Raw genomic sequence first — 12,545 nt, 5'->3', positions numbered from 1 at the left:
CGTCTCGTCCATCCCGGACGGTCGCGCGGCGGCCCGGGGAATCGGGATACGCATCGCGCAACAGGGTGAAGACCGGCTTAAGGCCGGCGCCACCTCATCCGGGGATCATGGGAGCGGTGGAAGCGGCGGGATGTGGCGAAGGTATGGCCCCCGGCGCCGGGGGGCGAAATCACGCGATGCGCGGGGCCCGACGCCCGTCCGGTGTGGCGCCGGGGCCGCGGTCGCCCCCCCCCCCGGACGGCTCAGCCCTTGAGCCGGGTGACGTGGCCCATCTTGCGGCCGGGGCGGGCCTCGCCCTTGCCGTAGAGGTGCAGGTGGGCGCCGGGCTCGCCCAGGATCGCCCGCCAGGCCTCCACCTGATCGCCGATCAGGTTCTCCATCTCGCAGGGCAGGCCGCCGACCCGGGCCGGGCTTCCCAGCGGCCAGCCGCAGACGGCGCGGACATGCTGTTCGAACTGCGAGGTGAGGGCGCCCTCGATGGTCCAGTGCCCCGAATTGTGCACCCGCGGGGCGATCTCGTTGACGACCAGCCGCTCGCCGCCCTCGCGCACCAGGAACATCTCCACCGCCAGCACGCCCACGTAGTCGAGGGCGTCGGCGATGCTGCGGGCGATGCGGATGGCCTCCTGCGCCGTCTCCGGCGACACGCCCTGCGCGGGCACGCGGGTGAAGGCGAGGATGTGATTCCGGTGCTCGTTCTCGCACAGGTCGAAGGCGGCGAAGCTGCCGTCCGCAGCCCGGGCGGCCACCACCGAGACCTCCCGCTCGAAGGGCACGAAGCCCTCGAGGATCAGCGGCGCGCCGCCGAACTCGGCGAAGATCGCGTTGCGGTCCCCCTCGCCGGGCTCGCGGATGATGCGCTGGCCCTTGCCGTCGTAGCCGAACCGGCGGGTCTTCAGCACCGCCGGCAGGCCGATGGCGTCCAGGGCGCGGGCGAGGTCGTCGGGGGTGTCCACCGGCTGGAACGGGGCGGTGGGGATGCCGAGCCCGTTGATGAACGCCTTCTCCGAGAGCCGGTCCTGGGTGGTGGCCAGGGCGTCGGCGTTCGGGTGCAGGGGGGCGTGCCGGGCCAGCACCTCGGCGGTGGCCCGGGGGATGTTCTCGAACTCGTAGGTCACGACATCGACGGCGGCCGCGAAGGCGGCGAGCGCCGCCTCGTCGTCGTAGGCGGCGCAGGTGGTGCGGGCGGCCACGTCGAAGGCCGGGCTGTCGGCATCGGGGGCGTAGACGTGGACCTTGAGTCCGTGATTCGCGGCGGCCAGGGCGATCATGCGGCCGAGCTGTCCGCCGCCGACGATCCCGAGCACCGAGCCGGGGGCGATCCTTGGGTGCGTCACGGGGCCTGGTTCTCCGGCCGTTCGGCCACCGCGGCGCTCTGGGCGGCGCGCCATGCGTCGAGGCGGCCCGCCAGGGCCTCGTCGGACAGGGCCAGCACCGCCGCGGCGAGGAGGGCGGCGTTGACGGCGCCGGCCCGGCCGATGGCCAGGGTGCCCACCGGCACGCCGGCCGGCATCTGCACGATGGAGAGCAGGCTGTCCTGCCCCGACAGGGCCTTCGATTCGACGGGCACGCCGAAGACCGGCAGGCTGGTCATCGCCGCGGCCATGCCCGGCAGGTGGGCCGCGCCCCCCGCCCCGGCGATCACCACCTTGAACCCCGCCCCCCGCGCGCCCTTGGCGAAGGCCACGAGCCGGTCCGGCGTGCGGTGGGCCGAGACGATGCGGGCATCGTAAGCAATCCCGAGCGCATCCAGCGTCTCGGCGGCATTGCGCATGGTCACCCAGTCGGACTGGCTGCCCATGATGATCGCGACGGGTGGCGCCGACATGCTTGGTTCCGGCAAAAGAGGGCGCTTAACCGCGCGGGACGCGGGCCGCAAGGCGGGATTGCGCCGAACCACGCCGCTCAGGCGATGATGTCCGGCGTCAGCTCGTCCTCGATATGGTGGATGCGGTCGCGCAGGGTCAGCTTGCGCTTCTTCAGCCGCTGGATCTGCAGCTGGTCCCCGGCGACGCTGCGTTCCAGCGCCCCGATGGCCCCGTCGAGGTCGCGATGCTCCTCGCGGAGGCGGGCCAACTCGCCTTCGAGATCGGCCTGACCGTTTTCACCCGACTCAGCCGCCATCGCACCCTGGGACACCGAAGACCCTTCGAAGGTCAGAAGCATGCGTCACGCCTCGGCGAGGAGCAAGCGCCGGTCCCAACCCTTGAGAAAGGTTGCCCAGCGAAAACGCTTCGACAGGTCCGCGAACCTGTGTCAGTCTGTCCGTGTCAGAACAATGACAGGAGATTCGCCTCATGTCGCTGCAGACGCATCTGAGCCAACTCGCCCGCAAGCACGAAGCCCTCGAGCGTGAGATTCAGGAGGCCATCCACAGGCCCTCGGCGAGCGACCAGCAAATTGCGGAACTCAAGCGGCGAAAGCTTCACCTCAAGGATGAGATGAACCGGCTGCAAGCCAACAACACGTTGCACTGACACCCTCTCCCCAGACGACGACAGACCGCGCCGCCCCACCGGACGGCGCGGTTTTTCGTGGCCGGTCGCCGGCCCTCGGCAATCGTCCGATCCCATCCGGCGTTGCGGGGGCAGCGACGCGATCCTGGGGGGGCGGGCCGGCTCAGACCATGGCGGCTCCGGGGGTCGCCTCGCTGCGCGCCCGATGACGGCGGGCCGTGGGGAGAAGCGCCCTCGCCCTCTTTGGGAAATCGGCTAGTCTGCCGCAACCGCCGGAGAGCGGCCCGCGAGGACACGCCGATTCGATGACGAGCCCCAGCCGCTACGCCGACACCCATGCGGCCGCCATGCGCGACCCGGACGCGTTCTGGCTCGCGGCGGCGGAGGCCCTCGCCTGGGACCGCGCCCCGGAGCGCGCCTTCGATCCCTCGTCCGGCCCCTACGGCCGCTGGTTCCCGGATGCCCGGCTCAACGCCTGCTACAACGCCGTCGACCGGCATGCGGAGGGGTCCCGCCGGGACCAGGCGGCGATCATCCACGATTCGCCCATCACCGGCACCAAGCGGACCATCACCTACGGGGAGTTGCGGGACGAGGTGTCCACCCTCGCCGCGGTGCTCGCGGAGTTCGGCGTCGGCAAGGGCGACCGGGTGGTGCTGTACATGCCGATGGTGCCCGAAGCCCTGTTCGGGATGCTCGCCTGCGCCCGGCTCGGGGCGGTCCACTCGGTGGTGTTCGGCGGCTTCGCGGCGAACGAACTCGCCAAGCGCATCGAGGATGCGGAGCCGAAGGTGGTGCTCGCCGCCTCCTGCGGCATCGAGCCGAACCGGGTGGTGGCCTACAAGCCGCTGCTGGACGCGGCCATCGCCGCCTCGCCGCACAAGCCCGACGCCTGCCTGATCCTGCAGCGCCCGCAGGGCACGGCGGCGATGGACCCGGCGCGGGACCACGACTGGGCGCAGGCCGTCGCCGCCGCGAAGGCGCGAGGCGCCACGGCCGATTGCGTGAGCATGGCCGCCACCGACCCGCTCTACGTCCTCTACACGTCGGGCACGACGGGCAAGCCGAAGGGCGTGGTGCGCGATACCGGCGGCTACCTCGTGGCTCTGGCGTGGTCGATGCCGAACCTCTACGGCGTCGCCCCCGGCGAGACCTATTTCTGCGCCTCCGACATCGGCTGGGTCGTCGGGCACTGCTACATCGTCTACGCGCCGCTGCTGCACGGGTGCACCAGCGTGCTCTACGAGGGCAAGCCGGTGGGCACGCCCGACGCCGGGGCGTTCTGGCGGGTGCTGGCCGAGCACAAGGTCGTGTGCCTGTTCACGGCGCCGACCGCCCTGCGGGCGATCAAGAAGGAGGATCCGCAGGGGGACCTCGTCGCCGGCCACGACCTGTCGTCGTTCCGCTCCCTGTTCCTGGCGGGCGAGCGGGCGGACCCCGATTCCGTCGCCTGGGCCGAGCGGGTGCTGGACCGGCCGGTCATCGACCATTGGTGGCAGACGGAGACCGGCTGGCCGATCGCCGGCAACCCGATCGGCCTCGGCCTCCTGCCGGTGAAGCGCGGCAGCACCTGCGTGCCGATGCCGGGCTACGACGTCCGCGTCCTCGACGAGGGCGGCAGGGAGGTGCCGGCGGGGACCATGGGCACCATCGCCATCCGCCTGCCCCTGCCGCCCGGCTGCCTGCCGACCCTGTGGGGCTCCGATCAGCGGATGCGGGAGAGCTACCTCTCCACCTTCCCCGGCTACTACGACACCTCGGATGCCGGGATCATCGATGCGGACGGCTACATCACCGTCCTCGGGCGCACGGACGACATCATCAACGTCGCCGGGCACCGGCTCTCCACCGGGGGCATGGAGGCGGTGCTGGCCTCCCACCCCGACGTGGCCGAGTGCGCGGTGATCGGCATCCGCGACGCGCTGAAGGGGGAGGTGCCCTGCGGCTTCGTGGTGCTGAAGGCCCGGGTCGACCGGGACCCGGCGGAGATCGAGCGCGAGCTCGTCGCCAAGGTCCGGGACGAGATCGGCCCGGTGGCCGCCTTCAAGCTGGCGCTCACCGTGCCGCGCCTGCCCAAGACCCGCTCGGGCAAGATCCTGCGGGCCACGATGAAGCGCATCGCCGACGACGAGCCGTGGACGATGCCGGCCACCATCGACGATGCGTCGGTCCTCGAGGAGATCGGCGACAGCCTCAAGGACCGGGGGATCGGCCCGGCGTGAGCCTCACTCCCCGTCGTCGTCACCCTCGTCCCGCAGGACGGTGGCCGGGACCCGCGCCGGCGCGGCGGTGATCGAGCCGGTGGCCGTCGGCGCACCCTGGGGGCTCGTGGGCATCATCGACGCGCCCATCGCGATCATCTCGGCCATGGAGCGCTCCTTCTCCGGCGCCCTGGGATCGTGGGAGATGGCCTCCGCCTCCCGCAGCAGGCGCAGGTTGCAGGCGCGGGAGGGCAGGCCGCCCTCGGGCGTGCAGGCATCGTGACGGGCGCAAGCCGCGTCGAGGGCATCGACCGGTGGAAGCGGGGCGTTGTTGCCCGGCCCGCAATAATTGCCGTGAATTAGCATCTTGGGCCCGCCGAAGGCGGCGGGCTGGGCCTGGGAGGCACCCGCGAAGGCCGCGCAGCCGGCGACGAGGATGAACGGGGCGGCGACAATCTTGAGATTCATGATCCGGACCTTGTGCGACCTCGCCCCCTCTGGCGGCTCGCGAAGGTCACCGCATCGCGGCGACAGGGTCCAAAACCGGTCGCAGGGGGGCGAGTTCCCGGCGCGGCCGGGCATGGCTGCTCTGCCGCACCGCGGCGCCCCCCGGCCCTGGCACCCGGGGCCGGCCTGCGCCAGATTGCGACCATGCCCGGAGGCCCCCGATGACCGCACGCCTGTTCGAGACCCTGACGCTCGATTCCCTCACCCTCGAGAACCGCATCCTGATCGCGCCGATGTGCCAGTACTCGGCCCGGGACGGGGAGGCGACCGACTGGCACATGATGCATCTGGGCCAGCTCGCCATGTCGGGGGCGGGGCTGCTGACGCTCGAAGCCACCGCCGTCTCCCCGGAGGCGCGCATCACCGCCTGGGACCTCGGCCTCTACAACGACGGCTGCGAGCGGGCGCTGGCCCGGGTGCTCGACGCGGTGCGGGTGTACGCGCCGGTCCCGGTCTGCATCCAGATCGCCCATGCCGGGCGCAAGGCATCGAGCGACGCCCCCTGGTCCGGGGGCAAGCAGATCCCGCCGGAGCACCCCTACGGCTGGCGCACGGAGGCACCCTCGGCGGTGGCCCATGGGGAGGGCGAGGTGCCGCCGCACGCCCTCGACGCGGCCGACCTGAAGCGGGTGCGCGGGGAGTTCGTGGCCACGGCCAAGCGCGCCGTGCGCCTCGGGATCGAGGCCGTGGAGCTGCACGGCGCCCACGGCTACCTGCTGCACCAGTTCCTCTCGCCCGTCGCCAACAAGCGCACCGACGCGTATGGCGGCAGCCTCGCCAACCGCATGCGCTTCCCGCTGGAAGTCTATGACGCGGTGCGCGAAGTGGTGCCCGCGGGCGCTCCGGTCTGGCTGCGCGTCTCGGCGACGGACTGGGTCGAGGACGGCTGGGACATCGGCGAGACGGTGGAGCTGGCCCAGGCCCTGAAGAGGGCGGGCTCCCCCGCGATCCACGTCTCCACCGGGGGCGTCTCGCCCAAGCAGGCGATCAAGCTCGGGCCGGGCTACCAGGTGCCCTTCGCCGAGCGGATCAAGGCCGAGACGGGCCTGGCCACCATCGCCGTGGGGCTCATCACCGAGCCCCGGCAGGCGGAGGACATCCTGGCCGAGGGCCGGGCGGACGCGATCTCCCTGGCGCGGGCGATGCTCTACGACCCCCGCTGGCCCTGGCACGCGGCGGCGGAACTCGGCGCGCAGGCCCGGGCGCCCAAGCAGTACTGGCGCTCCCAGCCCCACCACCTGAAGGACCTGTTCAAGGATACGGCCTTCGGGCAGCGCTAGACCCCCGCGAGCCGCCACCCTCCCCCCTCAGCGGGGGAGAGTGGCCCCGCTGAGGGGGGAGGAAGGGGACGGGACGGACGGGACGCCTATCGCGCCACCGCCCCGATCAGCGGCCCGAGCGACCGCCCGAGATCCGACCGGCCGAGATTCGGCGCGTAGAGGCTCGACACCGACCCGTCGAGGAACAGGGCGTTGCGGCAGCCGAGGTCGTCCCGGAACAGGCGGGCGAAGGCGCCGAAGCTCACGGGCCGCTCGGAGATGGCGAAGACCGCCACATGCCCTCCGTCGCGGACGCCGACGCCGTTGCGGATCTTCTGCGATGGCCCGTCGGCCGAGATCTTCGGGTGGATCTGCCCGTCGATCACCAGCATCGGCCCCGACTGGGTGGCGAAATCGGGCCTGGGATGGGCCTTGAGGTAGCGGGGCGTGTCGAGCACCCCGGCCCGCTCGCCCTTCACGTAGAAGACGCCGTTCGGCTTCAGGTGGAAGTTGCCGGGCCCGTCCGCCGTCGAGACCGGGTGCAGCTCGCGCCCGTCCTCGACGTAGAGGCCCACCGGCGCCTGATCCTTGTCGTACATGCCGCCGTTCATCGCGAAGGCGAGGCCCGCCCCCTGCGCCTCGGCCAGCGCCGGCAGGGACGCGTAGGCCTGCCCGTCGGCCCGGCGCCAGAACAGCTTCACCCGCCGCCGCCGCAGATCGACGGTGCAGACGGTGAAGCTCTCGCCCTGCGCCGCCACCGGGCGGCAGGGCTCAGGATCGGACGCCGCCGCACGCGCCGCGGCCGGGAGGAGGGCGAGGCCGGCGAGCAGCGCGGCCCCGGCCGGACGAAGCACCATCGAACGCATCATGGAAGAGCTACGCCTGTCCCTCTGCCGTGTCGGAGAGGCCCCCTGGCGCAGGAAAACGGCGGATTTCGAGCACGGCCACGCTTGAGGGGCGGGGGGCGGCGAGCACGGGACCGTGACCGCCTGCCGCGCATCGCGACAGAACCGTTTCACGGCCCCGCACGTTTCAGGGTCGAAGGGGCAATCGATTTCTTGGAGACGTGAGATGAAGGGTGCAGTGCTCGGTTCTGCGCTACTGGCGGCCGGCGCCCTGGCGCTCGCGCCGGTGAGCGCCGACGCCCGCGGCTTCGGCGGCGGTGGGTTCCACGGCGGCGGCGGCTTCGGCGGCGGGTTCCACGGCGGTGGGTTCCGTGGCGGCGGCTTCGGCGGCGGGTTCCGCGGTGCGGGCTTCCGGGGTGGCTACGGCGGCTTCCGCGGCGGCTACGGTGGGTATCGCGGCTACGGCTATCGGGGCGGTTACGGGCGCGGCCTGGGCTTCGGCCTCGCCGGGTTCGGCCTCGGCCTCGCCGCGGGCGGCCTCTACGGCGGCTATGGCTACGGGTATCCGGGCTACGGCTACGGCGGGTACGGTGGCTACGGCGGCGGCTACGCCCCGGTGGGCTACTACGGTGGCGACTACGGCTACGGCGGCGGCTGCTACACCGTCCCGCGGGTGCGGTGGACGCCCTACGGCTACCGCCGCGTCCTGGTCGAGCGCTGCTACTGACGCGACGCCGTCCGGATTTCGGAAGGTAGAAGGGCCGCCCGCCAGGGTGGCCCTTTTCCTTTGGGCGGAGGCCACGCGCCGTTGGACAGCCCGAAGATGCGGGCCGATACTCCCCCCCGAACGGGGGAGTGAATCATGGATACGATCGGTGGGCAGGGGGCGGCGCCCGGCGCCGGGACGGTCGAGATCCGCGACGCGAGTCTCACCGCCTTCTACCGGTCCATGACGCCCCCCGAGCGGCACACCTTCTGGGCCTGCGCCGCCGGCTGGTGCCTCGATGGCATGGACTTCATGATCTACCCGCTGGTGATCGGCACGATCATCAGCCTGTGGAAGGTCGATCCCGGCACCGCCGGCCTCGCCGCCACGGTGACGCTCCTGTTCTCGGCCCTGGGCGGCTGGATCGCCGGCTTCGTGGCCGACAGGATCGGCCGGGTGCTGACCCTTCAGATCACGATCCTGTGGTTCTCGTTCTTCTCGCTGGTCTGCGCCTTCGTGCAGAACTTCGAACAGCTCCTCGTCGCCCGGGCGCTGCTCGGCCTCGGCTTCGGCGGCGAGTGGGCGGCCGGCGCCGTGCTCATCGGCGAGACCATCCGCGCCGAGTTCCGGGGCCGGGCGGTGGGCTCGGTGCAGTCCGGCTGGGCGATCGGCTGGGGGCTCGCGGTGCTGTCGCAGGCGGTGCTGTTCTCGGCCCTGCCCCCCGAGGAGGCGTGGCGCTGGATGTTCGCCGTCGGCGCCCTGCCGGCCCTGCTCGTGTTCTACCTGCGCCGCCACGTGAAGGAGCCCGAGGTCGCCGCCCGCACCCGCGCCGCCGCCGCGGCCACGGGCGACCGGCCGAAGATCTGGGAGATCTTCTCCGGCCCGATCCTCGGCACCACCATCCTCGCCTCCCTCGCGGCGGCGGGTTGCCAGGGGGGCTACTACGCCATCACCACCTGGGTGCCGCGCTTCCTCACCACCGAGCGCCACCTGTCGATCGTCTCCTCCACCGGCTACCTCGCGGCGCTGATCGTCGGCTCGTTCACCGGCTACCTCGTCGGCGCGTGGGTCGCCGACCGGCTCGGCCGGCGGCCGCTGTTCCTGATCTTCTCCCTCGGCGCCATCGCCGTCGTCATCGCCTACACGCAGCTGCCCCTGTCGAACGGGATGCTGTGGGTGCTGGGCTTCCCCCTCGGCTTCTTCGCCTCCGGCTACTTCTCGGGGATGGGCGCCTTCCTCACCGAGCTCTACCCCACCCGCCTGCGCGGCTCGGGGCAGGGCTTCTGCTACAATTTCGGCCGGGGCGTCGGCGCCCTGTTCCCGGCCCTGGTGGGCTTCCTGTCGGAGCGGGTCGGCCTCGCCTCCGCCATCGCCCTGTTCGCCGTCCTGGCCTACGGCATCTTCTTCCTCGCGGCCTTCGCCCTGCCGGAGACCCGGGGCCGGCTCCTGCACGCGGACACCTGAGCATGGCCGAGATCCGGGACTGCCCCGCCCCCGACCCGCACCCCGCCGGGCCGACCCGCTTCGCGGTGCCGCCGGGGGCAATCGACACCCACGCCCACGTGATCGGCCTGCCCCCCGCCTACCCCCTCGTGGCGGAGCGGAGCTACACCCCGCCCGCCGCGCCGGCCGAGCGCTACCTCGGGATGCTCGACGCCACCGGCATGGCCCACGGCGTCCTCGTGCAGGTCAGCGTCCACGGCACCGACAACCGCCTGATGGTGGAGACCCTGCGGGCGAACCGGGCCCGCCTGCGCGGCATCGCCGTCATCCCCCTCGGCCTGCCCGAGGGGGAGCTCGCGGCCCTGAAGGAGGCCGGCGTCGTGGGCCTGCGCCTCAACGTGCTGTTCGGGGGCGGCGTCGGGCTCGACCAGCTGGAGCGCTACGGGGCGCTCGCCCGGGAGATGGGCTGGCACCTCCAGTTCCTCTTCGACGCCCGGGACCTGCCGGCGATCACGCCGGTTCTGGCGCGCCTGCCGGTGCCGTTGGTGTTCGACCATATGGGCCACATGCCGGCCTCGGCGGGGGTGGACCATCCGGGCTTCCAGGCCCTCCTCGGGCTGGTGCGGGACGGGTCTTACGTGAAGCTGTCCGGGGCCTTCCGCGTCTCCGTCGCGGGGCCGCCCTACGCGGACACGATCCCGTTCGCCCGCGCCCTCAACGAGGCTGCGCCGGAGCGCTGCCTCTGGGGCTCCGACTGGCCCCACGTCGCCGCCTGGGACGGCCCGCCGAAGCTCTCGACGCTCCTCGACCTCATGGCGGAGTGGGTGCCCGACGAGGCGCGGCGGCGGATGCTGTTCGTGGACAATCCGGCGCGGCTCTACGGGTTCTGAGGCGGGCCGCCCCTGCCGGCCACCGCCGTCAGGCCGCGTGCGGCGACGATGGCGACGACGGCGGCGGCGAGCCCTCAGAAACTCGGCGGCGTGCAGGCGCTCACCACCTCGCAGGGGTGGGGGCCGACGCAGCGGAACCGGTGGGGGCGGCGGCTGTCGAAGCTGTAGGCGTCGCCGGGCCCGAGGATCCGGCGCTCCTCGCCCACCGTGACCTCGAGCCGGCCGCTCAGGACGATGCCGCCCTCCTCGCCGTCATGGCTGAGGGGCACCCGGCCGGTGTCGGCCCCGGGCTCGTAGCGCTCCTTCAGGATCTGCAGCTTGCGGCCGAACAGGTTCTCGCCGACCTGCCGGAAGGAGATGCCGCCCTTGGCCGAGCGGCGGCCGATCTCGGTCAGCTCGTCGGCGGCGAAGAACGCCTTGCGCTCGGGTTCCGGCTCGATGGCGAAGAACTCGGCCATGCCGAGGGGGATGCCGTCGAGGATGCGCTTGAGGGCGCCCACCGAGGGGTTCACCCGGTTCGCCTCGATCAGCGAGATCGCCGAGTTGGTCACCCCCGCCCGCTTGGCGAGCGTCCGCTGCGACAGGCCGTGCCGCACCCGCACGAACCGCAGCCGCTCGCCGACATCGACGCTCATGGGACGGGTCCGTTGCTGGTGTTGCCGATCCCGCAACAGTGCCGCCGACGGCGCAGGGGTGACAAGGGGTTATCGCGCTGCAGAAAAGGACTTGTTGCGCCGGCCCGGAAGGTATCCCCTTCGCCGTCCCCGTTGCTCGTCCCCCCCTTTGCCTCGTCCCCGGCCGGAGCGCACCCCATGACCGACCATCCCCTGCGCAACACCCCCTCCCTCGACGCCTTCTGGATGCCGTTCACGTCCAACCGGCAGTTCAAGGCGGCCCCGCGCCTCCTCGTGGCGGCGGAGGGGATGCACTACACGGCCGATGACGGCCGCACCGTCCTCGACGGCACCGCCGGCCTGTGGTGCGTGAATGCCGGGCACGGGCGGCGGGGGATCGCCGCGGCGGTGGAGCGCCAGCTCTCCACCCTCGATTTCGCGCCGACCTTCCAGATGGGCCATCCCATCGCCTTCGAATTCGCCGAGCGCCTCGCCGAGATCGCCCCGGGCGGCCCGGCCGGGGGCCTCGACCGGGTGTTCTTCACCAATTCCGGCTCCGAATCGGTCGACACCGCCCTGAAGATCGCGCTCGCCTACCAGCGGGCGATCGGGCAGGGGACGCGGACCCGGCTGATCGGCCGGGAGCGCGGCTACCACGGGGTCGGCTTCGGCGGGATCACGGTGGGCGGCATCGTCTCGAACCGCCGGGCCTTCCCGCAGCTGCCGGGCGGGGACCACCTGCGCCACACCCACGATCCCGCCCGCAACGCCTTCGTGAAGGGCCAGCCGGAGCACGGGGCCGACCTCGCCGAGGACCTGGAGCGCCTCGTCGCCCTGCACGGGGCCGAGACCATCGCCGCCTGCATCGTCGAGCCGGTGGCCGGCTCCACGGGCGTCCTGATCCCGCCGAAGGGCTACCTGGAGCGCCTGCGCGAGATCTGCACGAAGCACGGCATCCTGCTGATCTTCGATGAAGTCATCTCCGGCTTCGGCCGCCTCGGGGCGCCCTTCGCCGCCGACTATTTCGGCGTGACCCCCGACCTCGTGACCGCCGCCAAGGGCCTCACCAACGGGACGGTGCCGATGGGCGTGGTGTTCGCCAGCCGCACGGTCCACGACGCGCTGATGACCGGCCCGGACGGGATCGAGCTGTTCCACGGCTACACCTATTCCGGCCACCCGGTGGCCTGCGCCGCCGGCCTCGCCACCCTCGACATCTACCGGGACGAGGGCCTCCTGACCCGCGCCGCCGACCTCGCCGACGACTGGGCCAGCGCGGTCCACGACCTGCGCGGGCGCCGGAACGTGATCGACATCCGCTCCATCGGCCTCGTGGCGGGGATCGAGCTCGCGGCCCGGCCGGAGGCGCCGGGCAAGCGGGCCTACGAGGTGTTCGTGGATTGCTTCCAGCGGGGCCTCCTCGTGCGCGTCACCGGCGACATCGTCGCCCTGTCGCCGCCCCTGATCGTCTCGCGCGAGCAGATCGGCGAGATCGTCGCGGTGCTGGGCGCGGCGATCGACCGGGCGGCCTGAGGCCGCCTCCCGCCCCCCGGCGGACACATCGCCCCGCCCGGGCGTTGTCGGCGGACGGGACCGGCCCCCATCGGCCGGTCCCGGCAGGCAG

General features: G+C 72.5%; 13 protein-coding genes. 7 read left to right on the top strand and 6 right to left on the bottom strand.

The window, feature by feature from the left end; all coding sequences use genetic code 11:
- Positions 1-242 precede the first annotated feature (242 nt).
- From MKK53_RS11600 to MKK53_RS11590, 3 genes are all read right to left on the bottom strand, one after another.
- Positions 243-1,337 (bottom strand): 5-(carboxyamino)imidazole ribonucleotide synthase, encoded by a 1,095-nt coding sequence (locus tag MKK53_RS11600; protein WP_409564314.1) that lies wholly within the window; start codon positions 1,335-1,337, stop codon positions 243-245.
- Positions 1,334-1,828: a 5-(carboxyamino)imidazole ribonucleotide mutase gene (gene purE / locus MKK53_RS11595; RefSeq protein ID WP_243928847.1), complete on the bottom strand. Its 495-nt coding sequence runs from the start codon at positions 1,826-1,828 to the stop codon at positions 1,334-1,336. Before purE ends, MKK53_RS11600 begins: the two co-directional genes overlap by 4 nt.
- 77 nt (positions 1,829-1,905) lie before the next feature.
- Positions 1,906-2,124: a YdcH family protein gene (locus MKK53_RS11590; RefSeq protein ID WP_243928992.1), complete on the bottom strand. Its 219-nt coding sequence runs from the start codon at positions 2,122-2,124 to the stop codon at positions 1,906-1,908.
- A 173-nt stretch (positions 2,125-2,297) separates the two neighbouring features.
- Between MKK53_RS11590 and MKK53_RS11585 the strand changes: the two genes are divergently transcribed.
- Both MKK53_RS11585 and MKK53_RS11580 read left to right on the top strand, forming a co-directional pair.
- On the top strand, positions 2,298-2,477 hold the full coding sequence (locus tag MKK53_RS11585) for a YdcH family protein (RefSeq protein ID WP_243928846.1): 180 nt from the start codon (positions 2,298-2,300) through the stop codon (positions 2,475-2,477).
- 284 nt (positions 2,478-2,761) lie between these two features.
- Positions 2,762-4,678, top strand: coding sequence for a propionyl-CoA synthetase (locus MKK53_RS11580; protein ID WP_243928845.1), 1,917 nt, complete (start codon positions 2,762-2,764; stop codon positions 4,676-4,678).
- Between the two features lie 3 nt (positions 4,679-4,681).
- Here MKK53_RS11580 and MKK53_RS11575 read toward each other — a convergent pair whose 3' ends face one another.
- Positions 4,682-5,125 carry a hypothetical protein gene (locus MKK53_RS11575; RefSeq protein WP_243928844.1) on the bottom strand — a complete coding sequence of 148 codons (444 nt, stop codon included), beginning with the start codon at positions 5,123-5,125 and terminating at the stop codon, positions 4,682-4,684.
- Positions 5,126-5,325: 200 nt separating this feature from the next.
- On the opposite strand from MKK53_RS11575, the gene MKK53_RS11570 reads away from it, so the two are divergent.
- A complete protein-coding gene (locus MKK53_RS11570) occupies positions 5,326-6,444 on the top strand; it encodes an NADH:flavin oxidoreductase/NADH oxidase (protein WP_243928843.1) in 1,119 nt (372 codons plus the stop codon).
- A gap of 86 nt (positions 6,445-6,530) precedes the next feature.
- Here the strand turns inward: MKK53_RS11570 and MKK53_RS11565 are convergent, their stop codons facing one another.
- The gene (locus tag MKK53_RS11565) at positions 6,531-7,289 is read right to left on the bottom strand and encodes a phosphodiester glycosidase family protein (protein ID WP_243928991.1); all 759 of its coding nucleotides are present in this window, start codon (positions 7,287-7,289) and stop codon (positions 6,531-6,533) included.
- 205 nt (positions 7,290-7,494) lie between these two features.
- Between MKK53_RS11565 and MKK53_RS11560 the strand changes: the two genes are divergently transcribed.
- The 3 genes from MKK53_RS11560 to MKK53_RS11550 all read left to right on the top strand — a co-directional run bounded on the left by MKK53_RS11560 (position 7,495) and on the right by MKK53_RS11550 (position 10,307).
- A complete protein-coding gene (locus tag MKK53_RS11560; RefSeq protein WP_243928842.1) occupies positions 7,495-7,995 on the top strand; it encodes a hypothetical protein in 501 nt (166 codons plus the stop codon).
- A gap of 135 nt (positions 7,996-8,130) precedes the next feature.
- Positions 8,131-9,438 carry an MFS transporter gene (locus tag MKK53_RS11555; RefSeq protein ID WP_243928841.1) on the top strand — a complete coding sequence of 436 codons (1,308 nt, stop codon included), beginning with the start codon at positions 8,131-8,133 and terminating at the stop codon, positions 9,436-9,438.
- Positions 9,439-9,440: 2 nt separating this feature from the next.
- On the top strand, positions 9,441-10,307 hold the full coding sequence (locus tag MKK53_RS11550) for an amidohydrolase family protein (protein WP_243928840.1): 867 nt from the start codon (positions 9,441-9,443) through the stop codon (positions 10,305-10,307).
- 74 nt (positions 10,308-10,381) lie between these two features.
- Here the strand turns inward: MKK53_RS11550 and MKK53_RS11545 are convergent, their stop codons facing one another.
- Positions 10,382-10,942, bottom strand: coding sequence for a cupin domain-containing protein (locus MKK53_RS11545; protein WP_243928839.1), 561 nt, complete (start codon positions 10,940-10,942; stop codon positions 10,382-10,384).
- Positions 10,943-11,119: 177 nt separating this feature from the next.
- On the opposite strand from MKK53_RS11545, the gene MKK53_RS11540 reads away from it, so the two are divergent.
- Entirely contained in the window at positions 11,120-12,454 is a 1,335-nt protein-coding gene (locus MKK53_RS11540; protein WP_243928838.1) for an aspartate aminotransferase family protein, read from the top strand.
- The last annotated feature ends 91 nt before the right edge of the window (positions 12,455-12,545 follow it).

The organism is Methylobacterium sp. J-076 (assembly GCF_022829405.1).
Lineage (GTDB): Bacteria > Pseudomonadota > Alphaproteobacteria > Rhizobiales > Beijerinckiaceae > Methylobacterium.
The sequence above is the reverse complement of the archived record's forward strand: the minus strand, read 5'-3'. Positions and strand labels throughout refer to the sequence as shown.